Origin of the sequence: Leucobacter chromiireducens (genome assembly GCF_051993095.1) — a bacterium.
GTDB lineage: Bacteria > Actinomycetota > Actinomycetes > Actinomycetales > Microbacteriaceae > Leucobacter > Leucobacter chromiireducens.
Genome location: NZ_CP197024.1, coordinates 1,053,795 through 1,073,384, shown reverse-complemented (window position 1 = coordinate 1,073,384; position 19,590 = coordinate 1,053,795). Strand labels below are relative to the sequence as shown.

Below are 19,590 nucleotides of genomic sequence, written 5' to 3'. Positions count from 1 at the left end.
GGGGTGCAGTGTGGTCGGGGGCCACTATGCGCGGGCGGCAAGCGCCGCGGCGTAGAGCTCGCGAGCGGAGAGCCCGCTCGCCTCGGCAACGGCGCGGCTTGCGTCCTTCAGGCGCTCGCCCTCTGCCACGCGCTGCTGCACCTCGGCAAGTGCCGTCTCCGGCGATACCTCGATCTCGGGCGCACCGCCCACGACGAGCACAATTTCGCCGCGCACGCCCTCGGCGGCCCAGTCAGCGAGTTCGGCAAGCGGCCCACGTCGCACCTCTTCGTGCAGCTTCGTGAGTTCACGGCACACGGCGGCCGGTCGCTCCGGACCGAACGCGTCGGCGAGGTCGGCAAGCGTCGTCGCGAGGCGGGTGGGCGCTTCGAAGAACACGAGCGTGCGACGTTCTGAGGCGAGCCCCGCGAGTACGCGCCCTCGCTCCCCCGCCTTCCGTGGCAGGAAGCCCTCGAACGCGAAGCGGTCGGTCGGCAGCCCCGCGACGGCGAGTGCCGTAATGACGGCGCTCGGACCGGGGATCGCGCTGACCGTTACGCCGGCCTCGGCCGCGAGCTGCACGACACGGAAGCCGGGGTCGGAGACGGTCGGCATGCCGGCGTCGCTCACGAGCACGATGTCTTCGGTTTCAGCGCGGGCGACGAGCGCGGCGGCCCGCTCGTGCTCGTTGTGGTCGTGCAGCGCGAGCAGCTCGGGGCGATTCTCGATCTCGAGCAAGCGCAGCAGCTGGGCCGTGTGGCGCGTGTCTTCCGCGGCGATCACGGTGGCCGCTTCGAAGGTCTCCCGGAGCCGCACAGACGCGTCGCCGAGGTTGCCGATGGGAGTGGCCGCGAGGAGGATCATGCCTCCATGCTATTCCCGAGGAGCGCCTGCAAGAATGAGGCGCATGAGCGACTCGCAGCTGCCCGGCCCGCCCCCTCACCCCTACGCACAGCCCGAGACCGGGTCGCCCCGCACCGGTCAAGCCCTGCCGATCGCGGCGATGGCGCTCGGCCTCGTGGGTCTCGTCACCGCCGCCGTCGCGCCCGTCACGTTCAGTGCTTTTGCGTGGGTGGGAGCCGCAATCGGTGTCGTCGCTGTGGCGCTCGGCATCGTCGCCCTCGTGCGGCGGCAGCGGCGCGGCCCTGCCCTCACTGGTGTGGTCGCCGGCGCACTCGCGGTGATCGCGGCCATCGTGGTCGGCGCGCTTGCGCTCGGCGGGGCACTTGTCGGGGCTGCGCAGCACGACGCGGGCTCGGACAGCAGCCCGGACGGCTCGAGCGACGCCGCGAGCACAGTGGCGTGGCCAAGCAACATGGCGAGCGGCGGCCTAGTGTTCGGCGGCACGAAGGGCGAGCTTGCCACGTCAGACGCGCCCGCAGACAGCGCGCTCCCGGTGCCGCGCACGGCGGAGGAGCTCGGCGTGAAGGCCCTCATTCGCGTGTACGTCGACTACCGCTGCCCGTACTGCTCGCTCTTTGAGACCGCGAATGCTGAGACGCTTACGCAGGTGCTTGCCGATGGCGAGGCCGCGGTCGAGCTCACTCCGCTCACGTTCCTGGATCGTGCCTCCGAGGGGAGCTACTACTCCTCGCGCGCGGCGGGCGCGCTGGCCTGCCTCGCCGACACTCAGCCCGACGCAGCGTGGCAGGCGAACGCCGCGCTCATGCTCCCCGAAGTGCAGCCGGCAGAGGGCGGCCCTGGCCTCGACAACGCGGGCATCATCGCCGCGATCGAGGAGGGCGCGGGTGCCCTGAACGCCGAAGCGCGCGCGTGCATCACCGAAGAACGATTCGTGCCGTTCGCCCAAGCGCTCTCCGCCTGGGCATTCGCGAACCCCGTGCCGCACGCGGCCGATCCCGAGCTGATGGTCACGGGCACCCCGCTCGTGCTCGTCGATGGCGTGCCCTACCCGGGCGACCCCGCTGACGGCGACGCGTTCCGCGCGTTCCTCGTGCAGCAGGGCATCGCCGTGAAGTAGCCCCATCGCCTCGGCGGGGGTGTAGACTCGGTCGGCTATGCAGGATTCGACCCCCACTCCCGCTGCTCCCGGCGCCCCGGAGCCCGCCCCCACGCTGCTGTCTCGCGTCGGCAAACTCTATTTCCCGGTCGCGCTTGTCGCGCGGCTCCCCTACGCGATGATGGTCATCGGCGTGCTCACGCTCGTCGTTTCTGCCCGCGGTTCGGTGGAGCTTGGCGGGCTGAACTCCGCCATGGTGGGGCTCGGCGTTGCGATCTGCGGGCCGCTCATCGGTGCCGCAGCCGATCGTTTCGGGCAACGCCCCACACTGCTCATCTCGGGCGCCATCAACGCCGCATTCCTCGGCGTGCTCGCCTGGGTCGCGTTCAGTGACCTGCCCATCTGGACCGTGTTCCTCGGGTCCTTCCTCGCGGGTGCTTCAGCGCCGCAGCCGTCTCCGATGTCCCGCTCGCGCCTCGTCACGATCATTCAGAAAGACCTGCCGGCCCAGAAGCGTCCGAAGACACTCTCGACGGTGCTGGCCTACGAGTCTGCCGCAGACGAGGTCATCTTCGTGTTCGGCCCTGTCGCGGTGGGGCTGCTCGCCACCACACTCGGCGCGTGGGCCCCCATCGTCGGCGCGTCGGTGCTCACCCTCATCTTCGTGACCGCGTTCGCCCTGCACCACACGAGCGCGCCTCCGCAGAGCGCCGCAGACCGGGCAGCCACGCTCGCACCCGCGGCGGAGCTCTTCCGTCCACAGTTGCTCATCACCGTGCTCGGGATCGTGGCCGTCGGCTTGTTCTTCGGTTCGATGCTCACCTCACTCACCTCCTTCATGCGGGATCGCGGCGCGGCCGAGCAGGCCGGGCTCATCTATGGCGTCATGGGCATCGGTTCCGCGATCTTCGCGATCGCGGTCGCCTTCCTGCCTCCGCGTTTCACGCTCCGCTACCGCTGGCCCGTGTTCGCCGTGTTCATCGTCTCGGGCGGCCTGCTCCTGCAGAACGCGCACGACATGCCGAGTATGCTGCTCAGCCTCGCACTCATGGGCATCGGGGTAGGCCCGCTCCTCGTGACGCTCTACAGCTTCGGCGCGCAGCGGAGCCCTGAGGGCCGCTCGGCCACGGTCATGACCATGCTCGGTTCCGGTCTGATGGTGGGTCAGTCGGCTGCCGCCGCGATCACCGGCAGCGTCGCCGATCATCTCGGCACACCCGCCGCGCTCGTCATACCGCTCATTGCCGCGCTGATCGCGCTCGTGGCAGGCGGGGTGAACTGGCTCCTCACCGGGCCGAGTGCACGCTAAGCCCGCGGAATAGCGCGGCCGTCCACGCTGTTGGAGAACTCGTAGCCCCGGTGTACCCAACCGGTGGAAGAATGGAGACCATGTCTGCTCGTGCGTTCACTCCCGCGGAGGTCGCTGACCTGCGCGCCGCGTTCCCGTACTTCGCCGCTCAGGATCGCCAGGGCGGTCCCGCGTATCTCGACTCCGCGGCCACCGCGCAGCGCCCCAGCGTCGTGCTCGACGCGGAGCGCCGGTTCCTCGAGACCGCCAACGCTGCCGTGCACCGCGGAACGAGCGGTGCCGTCGGCGAGGCAACGATGGCTTTCGAGGGCGCGCGCGCCGCGGTTGCCGCTTTTGTGGGCGCCGGCACGCCGGAACAGATCGTATGGGCCGAGAACGCCACCGACGCGTTGAACATCGTGGCACTCGGCATCGGCGAGGCAAACGCCGGGCTCGGGGTTGCGGGCAGCGAGCGTTTCGCCCTCGCGGCCCGCGATGAGATCCTCATCACCGAGGCGGAGCACCACGCGAACCTCATCCCCTGGCAGCGGCTCGCGGTGAAGACGGGGGCGACCCTGCGCTTCATCCCGGTGCGCGAGGACGGCACGTGGACGATTGACGACGCGCGCGAGGCCATCACCAACCGCACGAAGATCTTTGCATTCGCGCACGTTTCGAACGTGACGGGCTGGGTCGCGCCGGTTGCGGAGCTCGTCGAGCTCGCGCGCGCGGTTGGCGCCGTGACGGTGCTCGACGCCTGTCAGTCAGTTCCCCACATCCCCGTTGATTTCACGGCGCTCGGCGTCGACTTCGCGGCATTCTCGGGACACAAGATGCTCGGCCCGAACGGCATTGGCGTGCTCTACGGTCGCACCGAGCTGCTTGATGCGCTGCCCCCCGCACGCACCGGTGGCTCCGCGATCACGCGAGTGACGATGGAGCGCGCGGAGTTTATGCCGCCGCCACTCCGCTTCGAACCGGGCACGCAACCGGTCTCGCAGGTGGTTGGCCTGGGCGCTGCCGTCGCGTTCCTCGAGCAGGCAGATATGGCGCGCGTCGCTGCGCGCGAGCACGAGCTCGTTGAACGCCTCGTTGCGGGCATCACCGAGACCCCGGGGCTGCGGCTCCTCGGTTCGGCTGATCCCACGCAGCGCGTCGCGCTCACTGCGGTCTCCGTCGATGGCGTGCACGCGCACGATGTCGGCCAGTTCCTCGATGAGCAGGGCGTGCTGGTCCGCGTGGGGCACCACTGCGCGCAGCCCCTGCATCGCGCGCTCGGCATCACGTCGAGCTCGCGCGCCAGCGTGCACCTGACCACCACCGAGGACGAAGTTGATCGTTTCCTCGACGCGCTCCGCGGCGCCCAGCGGTACTTTGGAGCGGAGGTGTCGGCGTGAGCGCGCTCGACGGACTGTACCAGGAGCTGATCCTCGATCACTCGAAGCGTCCCATCGGAAAGGGCGAGCTCTCCCCCGCGGAGGGCGCGCTGACCGCTTCGCACCACGAGTTCAACCCGAGCTGCGGCGACGAGATCGACCTCGCCATCTCGGTGGACCCGGAGACCGGCAAGATTTCTGAGCTCGCCTGGCAGGGCCAGGGCTGCTCGATCTCGATGGCTTCGGCGTCGATCCTCTCGCAGCTGGTGCGCGATGAGCAGCTGTCCATGGACGAGGCCCGCACGCGCATCGCCGCGTTCCGGCAGATGATCCAGGCGCGCGGCGCGGAGGAGCCGGACGAGGAGTTGCTCGGCGACGCGGTTGCGCTGCAGGGCGTCGCAAAGTTTGTGATGCGCGTGAAGTGCGCGATGCTCGGCTGGGTCGCGCTCGAGGCAGACCTCACGCAGGTTGAGGCGCAGCGCGCGGCCTAACCCCCATTCACGGAGCCGGAGGGACATACGATGACCGCGATCGAGATCACACCGCAGAGCTCGGCCGATGAGGTGTCCCGCGCGCTCGCCGCGCTTGAGGACCCGAAGGCGCGCGCGATCAACGAGCGCCACGGCGACGATCACGGCGTCAACCTCACGAAGCTCCGCGCGGTGGCCAAGCAGCTGAAACGCAACCCTGGGCTCGCGCGTGAGCTCTGGGCAACTGGCGGCTCCCCCGAGCGACTCGTCGCGCTGCTGATCAGCGGCCCGAAGGACTACACCGCGGACGAGCTCGAGGCGATGCTGCGCGATTCGCGGATCCCTAAGGTGCGCGATTGGCTCGTGAACTACATCGTGAAGAAGAGCCCGCACGCGGAAGAACTCCGCCTCCGCTGGTTCAACCATGCCGATCCGCTGCTCGCGGGCTCGGGCTGGGCACTCACTACGGAGCGCGTCCTGAAGCGCCCCGAGGGCCTCGATCTCCCCGCGCTGCTCGATCAGATCGATAGCGACATGGGTGCGGCGCCCGAGTCGCTTCAGTGGGCGATGAACGAGTGCCTCGCACAGATTGGGATCACGACCCCGGCGCTTCGCACACGCGCGATCGACATCGGTGAGCGCCTGCAGGTGCTCGCCGACTACCCCACGCCGCCCGGCTGCGTCTCCCCATTCGCCCCGATTTGGATCACGGAGATGGTGTCCCGCCAGAAGTAGCGCCTCGCCACCGCCCGTTCCGGCTCACGACGCCCGCACAGCGCTACCCTGCCGCCACTCGGCTGACGAGCTCCTCCGTCGGGCCGCCCGACGCCAAACGGTCAGCGATCTCGCGGATCAGCGCTTGCAGCGCGGCGCCAGACGGCGTCGGCGCCATGTCGGAGCGCCGCGCGAGGCTCACCGTGCGCGTCAGCTCGGGGCCCGCGAGCGGGGTGGCGCGAAGCTTGGGGCGATCGATCGCCACCATCGCGGGCACCACCGCAACCCCAATCCCGCGCTCCGCGAACCGCAGCGCCGCATCCATCTCGACGCCCTCGACCGCGACCACGGGGGTGAGCCCCGCCGCCCGGTAGGCAACATCCATTGCTACCCGCAGATCGTAGTTCTCAGGGAATGCAATCTGGGGCACCGCTGCGAGTTCCGCGAGGGGCACCGCCCGCCCCGCCGGCGCCGTCGCGCGCGCGAACGGATCAGGCAGGTGCGCGGCCGAGACCACCACGAGCCGCTCACTCAGGATCGGCTCGCGTTCGAGCACGGCCCGCGCCTCCCCCGCCGCGACGCTCGTGACGATGAGCGCCAGGTCGAGCCCGCCCTCGACCAGAGCACCGATCAGGGTGCGCGATCCCCGCTCGAGAATCTCGATGTCGATCCCGGGGTAGCGCGCGTGGAACTCTGCGATCACGTCGACGACGAGGCTCGTGCACAGGGTGGGCGTTGCGCCCAAGCGGATCCTGCCCCGTTTGAGGCCCGCGAGCTCGGCCATCTCGCTGCGCGCCGTATCGGCGTCCGCAAGCATCCGCCGCGCGAGCGGCAGCAGCCGTTCGCCGGCACTGGTGAGCGCGACGTTGCCCCGCACCCTGTGAAACAGCTCGACACCGAGCTCGCGTTCGAGGCTCGAGATCTGGCGGCTCAGAGAGGGCTGCGCGAGGTGCAGCTGCTCCGCCGCGCGCGTGAAATGGCCGGTCGCGGCAATTTCCGCGAAGCCGCGGAGTTGTTCAAGGTTCATATCGATAGCCTAACCGTATCGTGGTGATCCGTTCTATTCATTGGAGTAATCATTGCGCGCTCCCTAACGTGGTCCGCATGACTTCACCCACCAGTTCCCACCGCACCGAGCGTCTGCTCTCCACCTCCGTCCTCGTGATCGGCACGGGCGGCGCCGGCCTGCGCGCGTCCATCGAACTCGCCGAACGCGGGGTGCAGGTGCTCGCCGTCGGCAAGCGTCGCGCACACGACGCACACACCACGCTTGCAGCAGGCGGCATCAATGCCGCGCTTGGCACGATGGACCCGGAGGACAGCTGGGAGCAGCACGCTGCCGACACCCTGCGCGAGTCCTACTTCCTGGCAGACCCCGCCATCGTCGAGGTGGTTACCCGGGGTGCCGCCGAGGGCATCGCTGATCTTGAGCGCTGGGGCATGCCCTTCGCCCGCGAGGAGGACGGTCGCATCAGCCAGCGCTTCTTCGGCGCGCACAAGTACCGCCGCACCGCCTACGCGGGCGACTACACGGGGCTCGAGATCCAGCGCACGCTCATGCGTCGCGCCGCCGAGCTCCAGGTACCCATCGTTGACACGATCTACATCACCCGACTGCTGACGAGCAAGGGTCGCATCTTCGGCGCCTACGGCTTCGACATCGTCGACGGCACGCCAGTGCAGATCAACGCCGACGCGGTGATCCTCGCGGCCGGCGGGCACACGCGCATCTGGCGCAACACGTCGTCGCGGCGCGATGAGAACACCGGCGATTCGTTCCGCCTCGCGGCCCTCGCCGGCGGCAAGATCCGCGACGCAGAGCTCGTACAGTTCCACCCCTCAGGCATCCTTGAGCCCGCAGAAGCTGCGGGACTGCTCGTCTCCGAAGCTGCGCGCGGTGAAGGCGGCATTCTCCGCAACGCGCTCGGCGAGCGCTACATGGAGAAGTACGACCCCGAGCGCATGGAGCTCTCGACCCGCGACCGTGTGGCGCTTGCGAGCTACACGGAGATTGTTGAGGGGCGCGGCACCACGAACGGCGGCGTGTACCTCGACGTCTCGCACCTCCCCCGCGAACAGATCCTCTCGAAGCTGCCGCGCGTCTACCGCAACCTGATCGACCTGCAGATGCTCGACATCACCGAGGAGCCGATCGAAATCGCCCCCACCGCGCACTACTCGATGGGCGGCGTGTGGGTGCGCCCCGAGGATCACGGCACCGGCGTTGACGGCCTGTACGCGATCGGCGAGGCGTCAAGCGGCCTCCACGGCGCGAACCGCCTCGGCGGTAACTCCCTGATCGAGCTGCTCGTCTACGGCCGCATCACCGGCACGGACGCAGCCGAGTACGTGGGCGGGATCACCGAGGTGCACCGCGATCCTGCCGCAGTGGCCGAGGCACGCGCTGAGATGACCGGACTGCTCGAGGGCACGGGCACCGAGAGCCCGCGTCGACTGCAGCGCGCCCTGCGCGATCTCATGACCGAGCACGCGGGTGTGGTGCGCAGCGAGGAGGGGCTGCGGGCTGGCCTCGACAAGCTCGCCGCAATCGAAGAGCGCGTGGCGAACGTCACCGCCCACCCGGATATCGCGGGCTTCGACGACCTGGCCCACGCCTTCGATCTGTACGGCTCGATTCTCGCGGCACGCGCCACCCTCGAGTGCGCGCTGGAGCGGCGCGAGACGCGTGGCTGCCACAACCGCTCCGATTTCCCGGAGACGAGCGCTGAACTGCGCGGCAACTTCGTGTGGACGCCGCAGGGTGGGGCCCGGTTCGAAGCGCTGCCGGATGCACCCGATTCGTTCCGCGAGCTCGCCTACGCGGATGCCGACGACTCGGTCGCGGGAAAGCTCGTCGAGTAGTCGCGCGAGACCCTCACCGCTCGCTCACACCGCCCGGTTTCCGCATATTTGCGGCCACCGGGCGGTGTGCTGTGGAGAACTGGAAGCGCTCCCCACGCATCGCTGAGGATCAGTGGCATGACCCACGAGCTGCCCACCGATTCTGTCCGTTCCGCTCCCGAACACACGCTCCGCCCGCCCGCGGCGTCGCCGCACGTGCTCGCCTGCGGCACCCCCGCAGACTTCCTTGCTGTGCTGCCGCATCTGCTCGGCTTCGAACCGCGCAGCAGCCTGACCATTGTGAGATTCATCGGTACCCGTTCGCGCGAAGCGCTGCGCATGGACCTGCCGCCCGATGAGAGCCCCGAGCACGTCGACGCGCTTCTCGACACGGTGCGCACCGCGCTCGACTCCCTTGCGGGCCAAGACCACGACTCTGGCACAGCCCCAGACCAGCATGCAGACGCGCGCACAGGCAAGCACACCGACATGCACACAGCCGCAGACATTTCCGCCGAGCCCGTTGCCCAGGTCTCCGTCGGACTCGCAATCTTTACCGAGGTGCGATTCGCGGGCGGGGGCCCGCCCTGGCAACGGTTGGCCGCACGGCTGCGGGCACGACTCCCTCGTGCTGGGTATCCCGTGCGCGAGCTATGCTGCCGCGCCCCCGATGGCTGGGTGAGCTACCTTGCCGACGCCTGGCCCCGCAGCGGGCGACCGCTCAGCGAGCTCACTCTCGCCCCCATCGCGCTCTCCGCTGCCGTGCAGACGGGGGCGATCCCAGATCAACGCACCCTCGGCCGCATCCCGCGTGCGCCCCGCGAACGGGCGCGTGCTGTTGACGCCGCACTGGGCGCCTGTCTTCAGGATTCGCCAGTGCTCCGACAGCCGCCGCTCGGCGATCCCGGGTGGCTCGCGCGGGCACGAGCGATCGCACAGGATCTCGGGCGCACGACGCCGCTCGGCCCCGAGCCCACCGCCCGGCTCATTGCGGGGCTGCGAGACCACCGCGTGTGGGCCGCCGCCGCACTCGGCATTCTCAGCGCGTCAATCCTTGCCAAGAACCTGCGCAGCGGAAGCGTCGCGGAGCGCAGGCTCGCGGCCCTGCCGGTCGACGACCCCACGCCCGGGGCGTGGTCGCTGCACTGGCTGCTCGCGCTTCTCTCACCCGAGTTCACTGAGCGCTCGCGGCTCGTCCATGTGCGGGCGCGCCTCGCGGAGGCGATCTCCGAGTGCCCGCCCGCTCACCGCGCGCCGCTCTACGCGCTCAGTGGGTGGGTGTGGTGGCTGACGGGAATGCAGAGCGTCGCGGACCAGCACCTCGCTGCGGCGGAGCAGACGACCCCGGCACACCCACTCGTCTCAATGCTCCGCGAACTCATCTCGGTGCCGAGCCATATCGCGCGAGTCGAGGGGCCTGCGCCCGCGCAACCTCAGCTCGAAGCACCTCCACCACCCGGTCAATGAGCTCATGCGGGATCTCGTTCGGCAGGGTGAAGCGCAAGGCCGATTGTGCGAGCTCCGGCGACACCCCGAGTGCGAGGAGCGTGGGGGAAGGGTCGGAGCGCCCCGCCGCGCATGCGGAGCCGGAGGAGACCGCAAGACCCGCGGCGTCGAGCGCCACGAGCAGCGATTCTCCGCTCACCCCGGCGATCGTAAACGACGCGTGGCCGGGCAGCCGTTCCACCGGATCACCGCTGAGTCTCGCGCCCGGCACCCCAGCGGTCACCGCAGCGATCAGCGCGTCTCGGCTTCGCATGAGCGCCAGCGCGCTCCGCCCGATCTGTTCGTGCGCCGCGGTCACGGCGGCGCCGAAGCCCGCGATCCCAGCAACGTTCTCTGTGCCCGAGCGCAGGCCTCGCTCCTGCCCGCCCCCGTGCAGCAACGGTTCAAGCGGGAGCCGCGTTCGCACGAGGAGGGCCCCGACGCCCTGTGGCCCACCAAACTTGTGCGAGGCGATCGTGAGCGCGTCGACCGCGGCGCCGGGCCACGGCGCCGGCTGGCCGGCCACCTCGCTGGCCGCGAGCCCGCGGTCGCTGAATGAGACGGGCAGCGTCGCAGCGGCCTGCACGGCGTCCGAGTGGACGAGCGCACCCCGGGCGTGCGCCGCCGCCGCGATGTCCGTGAGCGACTGCACGGTGCCGATCTCGCCGTTCGCGAGTCCGATTGAGAGGAGCGTCGTGTCCTCCCGAAGAGCTGCGTCCACCGCGGCGAGGCTCACCCGTCCGCGATCATCCACTGGCAGCACGGTCAGCTCGAAGCCGAAGACCCGTTCCAGGAAGCGCGCGGACTCGAGGACCGAGGAGTGTTCGATCGCCGAGACGATGAGGTGCCTGCCCCGTGGGCGAGCAAGCGCGAGCCCGGTGAGCGCCAGCGCATTCGCCTCAGTGCCGCCCGAGGTGAAGACGAGCTCTGCAGGCCGCGCACCCAGAGCTGCGGCGATCTGCGCCCGCGCGTGCTCCACCGCGGCCCGTGCCCGCGTGCCCGCCGCGTGCACGCTCGATGCGTTCGCATGTCCCTCGTCCCACACCGCGGTCATCGCGGCGCGCGCTTCGGGGCGCAACGGCGCGGTCGCCGCCGCATCGAGGTAACCCGGCTGTGTCCCGCTCATCCGTGGCTCACTCAGCATCGAGGCCGAGGTCGAGCGCCCGTGCACCGTGGGTCAGTTGCCCGACGGAGATCACGTCAACCCCCGTCTCCGCGATGCCCGCCACGGTATCGAGATTCACCCCGCCGCTCGCCTCAACGATGGCGCGCCCGGCGATGAGCTCGACGCCCGCGCGCAGCTCGTCGTTCGTGAAGTTGTCGAGCAGCAGCCCGGTCGGGTGAGCGGCGAGCACCGCTTCGATCTGATCGATCCGATCCACTTCGACGATGATCGCCGTCGTGTGCCCGACACGCTCGCGCAGTCCCGCAAGCGCCGCAGTGGTGCTCTCGGGGTCAACTGCGCCGAGAGCCGCAAGGTGGTTGTCCTTCACCATGATTGCGTCGGACAGGCTGAAGCGGTGATTCGAGCCGCCTCCCATGCGCACCGCGTGCTTCTCGAGCGCGCGCAGGCCGGGCGTGGTCTTTCGAGTGTCCGCAATGCGCACCGGGGTGTGTTCCACCGCGGCGACGAAGCGCGCGGTGAGCGTCGCAATGCCGCTCATCCGCTGGCTGAAGTTCAGGGCGATTCGCTCAGCGGTGAGCACCGCGCGCGCGGGGCCAGCGATGCGAGCCAGCACGTCTCCTGCTTCGAACGACGTGCCGTCTGCCGCGAGTTCGCTCAGCTTCACGCGGGAATCTGTCTGCCGGAACGCCGCTTCGACGAGCGCGCCACCGGCGAATACCCCGGCCTCCCGCGCGACCAGCCGGGTGGCGATCGTTGCGTCCTCGGGGATGGTGAGCGCGACCGTCAGGTCACCCCACGGCGCGTCCTCGGCGAGCGCGCGCGAGACAACGTCCGTGGTGAGTTGGGGGGTCAGCATGCGGCAAAGCTCCTAGCCGTGAGGTCTGCGGAAGAGGGCAGTATTCGGGTGAAGTGGAAGGCAGTGCGCTGTGCGGCACGCGAGCTGGGGCCCGAGGACGACCCGGCGGTGTCGGCCGCAATGAAGTTGGTCTCGGGGAAGTCGGCGCGCTGGTGCGCTCCGCGCGACTCTCGCCGCTCGCTCGCCGCGTGCGCGATCATCGAGGCTAGCTCGGCGGAGTCTCCCGTCGCGGCATCGCAGGCAGAGAGGACGTCGCGGAGCCCCGCGGCATCGCGTTCGATTCCCAGCCCGCGCGCGATGGCTCCCCGCACTGCGGAGTCCTCCGTGCCCGCCTGTCCGCTCGCGGGGTCGCGTCGCAGCGGAACAGTGAGGGCCGACGCGCTGAGCTCTGCGAAACCTGCGCCGCGCGTGGACCACGTTTCGCCGGGCTCGCGACTCCATGCTGCCGCCGCGGCGCCAGCGCGATCGCCGAACACGAGCCCCTCGAGCAGTGAGTTCGACGCCAACCGGTTCGCGCCGTGTACACCGGTGGACGCCACCTCGCCGGCCACGAATAGCCCGGGCACACTGCTGCGCCCGTCCAAGTCGCTCAACACCCCACCCATGGCGTAGTGCGCCGCGGGCGATACGGGCACCGACTCACGACTCCAGTCGATCCCGTGCGCAGCGAGCGTCTCGGAAATACCGGGGAAACGACGAGCCAGCGTGCCTGGTCCACCCGCGGTCTCAATCCCGGTGGCGTCAAGCCACACCGTCGATTCGCCGCGCTCGCGCAACACGCGATGGATGGTGCGCGACACGACGTCGCGCGGCGCGAGCTCGGCCCGTGGGTGAGCGGACTCCATGAACCGCGAGCCGGCCCCGTCGCGCAGCACCGCGCCGGCGCCACGCACCGCTTCCGATATGAGGTCGCCGCGGCCCGCCCCGTCACCGACATGCAACACGGTCGGGTGGAACTGCACAAACTCGAGGTCGGCAACAAGCGCACCCGCCCGGGCAGCAAGCAGCACGCCGCTGCCCACGGCAGCAGCGTCGTTCGAGGTGCGCGGAAAGAGGCTGGCGTAGCCCCCCGTCGCGAGCACCACGGCGTCTGCCGCGCAGCTCCTCCGGGCGCCGTCTGGCCCAACAAACTCCGCACCCACCACGACACCCGCCGTTCGACGCAACGCAGTGACTCGGCTGTGCTCGCGAAGCACCAGACGCCCGCCTTCCGCAGCGGCACGCACCTGGGCGCGCACGTACGCATGCAGTCCCTCGCCCGTGCGATCCCCGCCCGCGTGCACCACCCGCGAGCGTCCGTGCGCTGCCTCGCGCCCGAGCGCGGGGCTGCCATCGTCCGCACGGTCCACCGGCCAACCGGCCTCGATGAGCTCGCGCACGCGCCGGGCCCCATCGCTCACCAGCGCGGTGGCCGCCTCGACGTCGACGAGCCCAGCCCCGGCGGCCACGGTATCCGCGAGATGATCCCGCACTGAGTCCGCCGCACCGATCGCGGCCGCGACACCACCCTGGGCGAGCGCGGTGTTTCCCCCTGCGCCCCCGCTGAGCGGGTCGAGGCGGCCCGGGAGCACAAGCTCAACATCCGCGCCGGCGGCCACTGCCGCAAGCGCCGCGGCGAGCCCGGCGATCCCCGAGCCGACGATGAGGATCATGGCCGGGCCGCGAGCATCCGCTCGAGCGCCACCCGCGAGTCGTCGGCAACGGCCTCGGAGACGGTGATGCGGTTCGGCGTCTCGCCGGCAAGGAGCAACTCCAGCGTCCAGGCCAGGTATGCGGGGTGAATGCGGTACATGGTGGAGCACGGGCACACGACCGGATCGAGGCAGAAGATCGTGAGGTCGGGCCGCTGCTCCTGCAGCCGGTTGACGAGGTTAATCTCGGTGCCCACCGCGATCACGCTGCCGGGCGCAGCCGCCTCAATCTCCTTGCGAATGTACTCGGTGGAACCGGCGCCATCGGCCGCCTCGACCACGGCAGCCGGACACTCAGGGTGCACGATCACTCGCACGCCGGGGAATTCGGCGCGTGCCTGCTCGATCTGTCCGACCGTGAAACGCTTGTGCACCGAGCAGAAACCGTTCCACAGGATCACCTTCGCGTCGCGCAGCTGCTCTTCGGTGTTCCCCCCGAGTGCGAGGTGGGGTCGCCAGAGCGGCATCTCGCTCTCCGGGATGCCCATGGCCTTCGCGGTGTTGCGGCCGAGGTGCTGGTCAGGGAAGAACACCACGCGCTGGCCACGGGCAAACGCCCACTCGAGCACGGTGCGCGCGTTCGATGAGGTACACACGATTCCGCCATTGCGCCCGCAGAACGCCTTAATCGCGGCAGAAGAGTTCATGTACGTGACCGGAATGACGGGCTGCAGGCCGCCGGGCTCGGCGGGACCGAGCGATCCGGTGAGCTCGCGCCAGCAATCCTCCACCTGCTCGATCGTCGCCATATCGGCCATCGAGCAACCCGCGGCAAGGTTCGGCAGGATCACGGACTGTTCGGGCCCGGAGAGGATATCCGCGGTTTCGGCCATGAAGTGGACCCCGCAGAATACGAATGCCTCCGCCTCGGGGTGCTCCTTCGCCGCCTGCGCGAGCATGAACGAGTCGCCGACGAAGTCTGCGTGCTCGACGATCTCATCGCGCTGGTAGAAGTGGCCAAGGATGCGCACGCGCTCCCCTAACGCTTCCTTCGCCGCCCGGATCCACTCCGTGAGCTCTTCGTCGCTCGCGTCCGTGTACTTTGCGGGCAGCGGCCCCTGGCGCGGCGCGGCGCCGGGAATCTCGTCGTCGGCCGACGCTCCGGGCCCGTATCCCGGATCCTGATCGATCGCCCAGGGGTCGCGTACGAGGCCCGTGTCGCAGCTCGACGCCCCGGTCGCCCGCAGCGCGATCGGGCGGCGGTGCGGCGCGGCGCTCGGTCGCCCCGTTCCCCGCTTGGTGGCCGCGGCTTCACGCTCTGCAGCGTCGCGGATGAGTTCGTGCACGCTCGTCATGAGGCGCTCCTTGTCTGAGAGGATGAAAGCAGTGGGGCGGTCGAGGGCGCCGAGGATTCGTCGGCCTCGCTGAAGCGGTAGAGGCGGGCGGGACGGTGGGCACCGCCCGCCGTGAGGCGGCCGGTGTCCACGAGGCCGCCGCGCGCGAGTGCCTGCCGGCGAAAGTTTGCGGGATCGACGGCCTCACCGCGCACCGCCTCAGTCACAGTACGGAGCTGACTCAGCGTGAACTCGGTACCCAGGAAGCGGTGCGCAACGGCGGCGTACTCGGTGCGGGCCCGGAGCCGGGCCAGCGCGTGCGCGACGATCTCCGCGTGGTCGAAGGCAAGCGTGGGCAGCGCGTCCGCCGAGAACCAGCGCACGTTGCCGCTGTCCCCTTCTTGTGACGCGGCGAGCGGGCGCTGAGTGGGCTGTGTTGCGGGGGCGGGATCGTCCCACCGACGCGGCGCGGGATCGCGGTGGGGATCAGGGCCGCGATCCGTGTCGTCCGTTTTGGTCTCACCGAGGTCGAGCGCTGGGGCGGCGAGTTCGCGTTCGCCGTAGAGCGCCCAGTACGCGATCGTCACGAGGCGCTGCGCCTCTGCCGAGCGTTCGACACTCCCGAACGAGTAGAGCTGCTCGAGGGAGCCGGGGTCGCGTCGAGCCGCTGCGCGGAGCGTGCGCAGCGCGGTGTCCGCGAGTGTCTCGTCCCACTCCGTCGGCCCGCCGGGGAGCGCCCACTGTCCGAGGAACGGGGCGCGCGTGCGCCGCACCAGGGGCACCCAGATCGCGGTGCCCGGGTGAGCTGACAGCGCGGTCTCGTCGCGCTCCGCATCATGCGGCGGGTGCAGGGCGAATGCCACCACAGACACCGCCACGGCAGGCGGCATGGTGCGTCGCTCGCTCACGCTCGCGTTCCCGTACGGCATGACTGTCCCGTCTGCTCGAAATATTTACACCCCCTATACGGGAGTTAAAGTCACAGTGACTTTTACTCAGCGTACGGCAATTTTTGAGCCCGTCAAATCTCCCTGAACTCGCGGCGCCCGAAAAACTGCCCCGTCTCCTACGATCCACACCGCCGGGAGTGTCGAGAGATCGGCGAGAACTCAGGGAACTCAGAAAAAAGACACGACATTGTCACGATTCTGCAACAGCGCTCTGAGGTGGGATATGCTCAGCCGCAAGACCAGTAATGCCGAACGTTGGGATTCACCAGCAAGTTTTGTCCGTCGCAAACATGCGGCACAGCTACCAGTCTCCACGTCGGCGCCGTCGCCGTGGCACCCCGGCCGCTTCTCGCGGCCAGCAACACAAAGGAAATACAGTATGGCCACCGGCACCGTGAAATGGTTCAACTCCGAAAAGGGCTTCGGCTTCATCACGCCCGATGACGGCGCGTCCGACGTCTTCGCTCACTTCAGCGCGATCCAGGGCAACGGCCGTCGCGACCTGTTCGAAGAGCAGCGCGTCGAATTCGACATCGAGCAGGGCCCCAAGGGTCTGCAGGCAAGCAACATCCGCGCCATCTAAGGTTCGGACGTTGCGCGACGCATACGCGTCGCACCCATCGCTTCGGCGGTGAACGCCAAGGAGGCGGGGCTTCGGCTCCGCCTCCTTTCGTGTGCCCGCGGGGCTCTTGTAGAAAGGCCACAGCTCGTTCGACACCACACCGAGCACGTCGATACATTCGGAAGCACCGCGCACACCAGAGAGGGCCGCATGTCAACGCCGACGTATCCCCACCTGTTCAGCCCACTCAAGCTGGGCTCCGTCACTCTTCCCAACCGAATCATCATGGGCTCGATGCACCTCGGCCTGGAGGAAGCACCGGGCGGGGCTGAGCGCCTCGCCGCGTTCTACCGCGAGCGGGCGGCAGGAGGAGCCGCCCTCATCATCACGGGTGGCATCTCACCAAACCCCGAGGGCCGGCTTACTCCGGGTGCGGCGCTGCTCGACACTCCAGCGGCGGTCACCCACCACCGCATCATCACCGACGCGGTCCACGACGAGGGCGGGCGCATCGCGCTGCAGATTCTGCACGCGGGCCGCTACGCAGCGCACCCCGAGGCGGTCGCGCCCAGCCCCATTCAGGCACCCATCTCTCCGATCACGCCGCGCGAACTCAGCGCCGCGGAGATCGAGCGCACGATCGCAGACTTTGTACGCACCGCTCGCCTCGCTCAGGAGGCCGGGTACGACGGCGTCGAAATCATGGGGTCCGAGGGCTATCTCATCAACCAGTTCATCGCGGAACGCACCAACCAGCGCACCGACGCGTGGGGTGGCTCCTACGACAACCGGGTCCGTCTCCCCCTCGAGATCATTCGCCAGACCCGCGAGGCGGTCGGCACAGACTTCATCATCGTCTACCGGCTTTCCATGCTCGACCTAGTGCCCGGCGGCTCGACGCCCGAGGAAGTCGCCGAGCTCGCGCGCCGCGCAGAGGCTGCTGGCGCCACCCTCCTCAACACGGGCATCGGCTGGCACGAGGCTCGCGTGCCCACGATCGCAAGTTCCGTGCCGCGGGGCGCGTTTACCTGGGTCACACGTCGCCTCATGGGGAAGGTCAGCATTCCACTCGTCACCACGAACCGGGTGAACACCCCGGAGGCGGCAGAACGGGCCCTCGCGACAGGAGACGCCGACCTCGTGTCGCTCGCCCGCCCGTTCCTTGCGGATCCGGAGTTTGTCGCGAAGGCCGCTGCCGGCACTCCCGAGCGCATCAACACCTGCATCGGTTGCAATCAGGCGTGCCTCGACCACACGTTCTCAGGCAAGCTCGCCAGCTGCCTAGTCAATCCGCGCGCCGGCGCGGAGACCGAGCTGCGGATCACACGCGCCCCGGGGCGGCGCAGGATCGCGGTCGTCGGATCGGGTCCGGCCGGGCTCGCGTGCGCGACGACTGCGGCAGAGCGCGGGCACGACGTCACCCTTTTCGACGCCGCCGAACGCATTGGCGGGCAACTCAACGTCGCGCTGCAGGTGCCAGGCAAGAGCGAGTTCCGCGAGACGCTGCGCTACTTCACCGTGCGCATCGCGGAAACTGGCGTGCGGCTCAAGCTTGGTTCCCCCGCGACGGCCGAGTTGCTCGCCGCCGAGGACTTCGATGAGGTGGTGCTCGCGACGGGGGTGCTCCCCCGCACCCCGGACTTTCCGGGTCTCGCCGACCCGCGCGTGGTCACCTATCTCGATGTGCTGCGGGACCGCGTGCCCGTGGGCGACCGCGTTGCCATCCTCGGCGCGGGCGGCATCGGCTTCGACGTCGCCGAGTTTCTCACGCACGAGGGTGACGATGACCCCTCGGACGTTGCGGGTTTCCTCGCACACTGGGGCATCAACCCTGAGTCGACGGCGACGGGCGGGATCGACCCCGCGCCGCGCGAGCGCGCGGCGCGCGGCAACATGGCGGCCGCGCCCACGGCTCAGCAGACCAGCTCACGCACGGTGACCATGCTGCAGCGCAAGCCGGGGAAGCTCGGTGCGGGGCTTGGCAAGACCACCGGCTGGATTCACCGGGGCGAGCTCGCGCGGCGCGGCGTCGAGATGGTGCCCGGCGCGAGCTACCTCGGCGTCACCGATGCGGGCCTACGCATCGCGGTGAACGGCGCAGAGCGCACCATCCCGGCCGACACGATTGTGCTCTGCACGGGACAAGAGCCCGAGCGGTCACTCCACGTGGAGCTCGCCCAACGCGGCATCACCGCGCACCTCATTGGTGGCGCAGACGTTGCGGCCGAGCTCGACGCGAAGCGAGCCATCGACCAGGGCACCCGCCTGGCGGCGTCACTGTAGCGCGACACGCTACACCCTCCCGCGTCAGCTGAGCAGGGCGCGGGAGGCGGCAAGCGCCTCCGAGAGCGGGGCCTCGAGCGGGGTGCGGCCAGCGCCCCGCTCGGCCCAGCGCCACACCGCACCGAGTACGGCGGCCGCGTAGCCGGCGCCTGCGATCTCCGCGGTCCAGGAATCGCTCCCGTCGCGAACGAGTCGCTCGGCGAGCGCGGCACCGAGACGGAGCTGCCGCTCGGCGCGACCCGCGGCGAGCTCCTCCTCGACGCCCATCGTGCGCGCGTCCACGATCGCCAGGGCGAGCGTTTCGGGCCCGGGGCCGGCCGCGAGCAGCGCCAGCGCTTCGGGCACCGGCACGGTGGCGTCTGCAACCGCCTCGAGTACCGCTGCGATGCGCTGGTCAAGCACAAACCAGAGAATGTCGGCCTTGCCGGCGAAGTAATTGAAGAAGCTGGAGCGACTCACTCCCGCACGGCGCGTGATCTCGGTCACGGCGGTGGCTTCGTAGCCCTGCTCGAGGAAGAGCTCGGTCGCGGCGTCAGCGATCGTCTCTCGGGAGGAGGCGCGGGGGCGCCCGCGCGCGGCAGTGCTCATGGGCCCAGCCTAGCGGTGGCATGACGAGCGACCCTCGGCGCTTCGCATCGCGCTCCCATTCGGCATGCGTCCTGGGGTAGACTCCTCGTTGTTGAACTCGATCTAACAACACGCTCCCCCGGCGCAACTGGCACCGTACACGGGAGC

At 69.7% G+C, this 19,590-nt stretch carries 17 protein-coding genes; 9 read left to right on the top strand and 8 right to left on the bottom strand.

What is annotated here, in order from left to right; genetic code table 11:
- Positions 1–24 precede the first annotated feature (24 nt).
- On the bottom strand, positions 25–843 hold the full coding sequence (gene rsmI, locus ACR81A_RS04785; protein WP_440312838.1) for a 16S rRNA (cytidine(1402)-2'-O)-methyltransferase: 819 nt from the start codon (positions 841–843) through the stop codon (positions 25–27).
- Between the two features lie 43 nt (positions 844–886).
- Here rsmI and ACR81A_RS04780 point away from each other — a divergent pair, with 43 nt between their 5' ends.
- From ACR81A_RS04780 to ACR81A_RS04760, 5 genes are all read left to right on the top strand, one after another.
- Positions 887–1,960 (top strand): thioredoxin domain-containing protein, encoded by a 1,074-nt coding sequence (locus tag ACR81A_RS04780; RefSeq protein WP_440312837.1) that lies wholly within the window; start codon positions 887–889, stop codon positions 1,958–1,960.
- A 37-nt stretch (positions 1,961–1,997) separates the two neighbouring features.
- Positions 1,998–3,248 (top strand): MFS transporter, encoded by a 1,251-nt coding sequence (locus ACR81A_RS04775; protein WP_440312836.1) that lies wholly within the window; start codon positions 1,998–2,000, stop codon positions 3,246–3,248.
- A 71-nt stretch (positions 3,249–3,319) separates the two neighbouring features.
- The gene (locus ACR81A_RS04770) at positions 3,320–4,624 is read left to right on the top strand and encodes an aminotransferase class V-fold PLP-dependent enzyme (protein ID WP_440312835.1); all 1,305 of its coding nucleotides are present in this window, start codon (positions 3,320–3,322) and stop codon (positions 4,622–4,624) included.
- Positions 4,621–5,094: a Fe-S cluster assembly sulfur transfer protein SufU gene (gene sufU, locus ACR81A_RS04765; RefSeq protein WP_202381752.1), complete on the top strand. Its 474-nt coding sequence runs from the start codon at positions 4,621–4,623 to the stop codon at positions 5,092–5,094. Before ACR81A_RS04770 ends, sufU begins: the two co-directional genes overlap by 4 nt.
- Before the next feature lie 30 nt (positions 5,095–5,124).
- Positions 5,125–5,808: a DNA alkylation repair protein gene (locus ACR81A_RS04760; protein WP_440312834.1), complete on the top strand. Its 684-nt coding sequence runs from the start codon at positions 5,125–5,127 to the stop codon at positions 5,806–5,808.
- A gap of 43 nt (positions 5,809–5,851) precedes the next feature.
- On the opposite strand, the gene ACR81A_RS04755 is transcribed toward ACR81A_RS04760, so the two are convergent.
- Positions 5,852–6,814, bottom strand: a complete 963-nt coding sequence (locus ACR81A_RS04755) for a LysR family transcriptional regulator (RefSeq protein WP_202381750.1) — start codon at positions 6,812–6,814, stop codon at positions 5,852–5,854.
- 77 nt (positions 6,815–6,891) lie between these two features.
- Here ACR81A_RS04755 and ACR81A_RS04750 point away from each other — a divergent pair, with 77 nt between their 5' ends.
- Positions 6,892–8,649, top strand: a complete 1,758-nt coding sequence (locus ACR81A_RS04750) for an FAD-binding protein (protein WP_440312833.1) — start codon at positions 6,892–6,894, stop codon at positions 8,647–8,649.
- 117 nt (positions 8,650–8,766) lie between these two features.
- A complete protein-coding gene (locus tag ACR81A_RS04745; protein WP_440312832.1) occupies positions 8,767–10,095 on the top strand; it encodes a DUF4192 family protein in 1,329 nt (442 codons plus the stop codon).
- On the opposite strand, the gene ACR81A_RS04740 is transcribed toward ACR81A_RS04745, so the two are convergent.
- The 5 genes from ACR81A_RS04740 to ACR81A_RS04720 are packed head-to-tail and all read right to left on the bottom strand — an operon-like array spanning position 10,007 to position 15,989.
- Positions 10,007–11,239, bottom strand: a complete 1,233-nt coding sequence (locus ACR81A_RS04740) for a cysteine desulfurase family protein (protein ID WP_440312831.1) — start codon at positions 11,237–11,239, stop codon at positions 10,007–10,009. The genes ACR81A_RS04745 and ACR81A_RS04740 overlap by 89 nt on opposite strands.
- 7 nt (positions 11,240–11,246) lie before the next feature.
- Positions 11,247–12,095 carry a carboxylating nicotinate-nucleotide diphosphorylase gene (gene nadC / locus ACR81A_RS04735; protein ID WP_440312830.1) on the bottom strand — a complete coding sequence of 283 codons (849 nt, stop codon included), beginning with the start codon at positions 12,093–12,095 and terminating at the stop codon, positions 11,247–11,249.
- Positions 12,089–13,747 (bottom strand): L-aspartate oxidase, encoded by a 1,659-nt coding sequence (locus tag ACR81A_RS04730; protein ID WP_440312829.1) that lies wholly within the window; start codon positions 13,745–13,747, stop codon positions 12,089–12,091. The genes nadC and ACR81A_RS04730 overlap by 7 nt, the downstream gene beginning before the upstream one ends.
- Positions 13,744–15,081: a quinolinate synthase NadA gene (gene nadA, locus ACR81A_RS04725; RefSeq protein WP_440312828.1), complete on the bottom strand. Its 1,338-nt coding sequence runs from the start codon at positions 15,079–15,081 to the stop codon at positions 13,744–13,746. Before nadA ends, ACR81A_RS04730 begins: the two co-directional genes overlap by 4 nt.
- Entirely contained in the window at positions 15,078–15,989 is a 912-nt protein-coding gene (locus ACR81A_RS04720; RefSeq protein ID WP_440312827.1) for an NUDIX hydrolase, read from the bottom strand. Before ACR81A_RS04720 ends, nadA begins: the two co-directional genes overlap by 4 nt.
- A 400-nt stretch (positions 15,990–16,389) precedes the next feature.
- Here ACR81A_RS04720 and ACR81A_RS04715 point away from each other — a divergent pair, with 400 nt between their 5' ends.
- Both ACR81A_RS04715 and ACR81A_RS04710 read left to right on the top strand, forming a co-directional pair.
- A complete protein-coding gene (locus ACR81A_RS04715; protein ID WP_025133079.1) occupies positions 16,390–16,593 on the top strand; it encodes a cold-shock protein in 204 nt (67 codons plus the stop codon).
- Positions 16,594–16,782: 189 nt separating this feature from the next.
- The gene (locus ACR81A_RS04710) at positions 16,783–18,855 is read left to right on the top strand and encodes an oxidoreductase (RefSeq protein WP_440312826.1); all 2,073 of its coding nucleotides are present in this window, start codon (positions 16,783–16,785) and stop codon (positions 18,853–18,855) included.
- Between the two features lie 24 nt (positions 18,856–18,879).
- Here ACR81A_RS04710 and ACR81A_RS04705 read toward each other — a convergent pair whose 3' ends face one another.
- The gene (locus ACR81A_RS04705; RefSeq protein ID WP_440312825.1) at positions 18,880–19,443 is read right to left on the bottom strand and encodes a TetR/AcrR family transcriptional regulator; all 564 of its coding nucleotides are present in this window, start codon (positions 19,441–19,443) and stop codon (positions 18,880–18,882) included.
- Positions 19,444–19,590 lie beyond the last annotated feature (147 nt).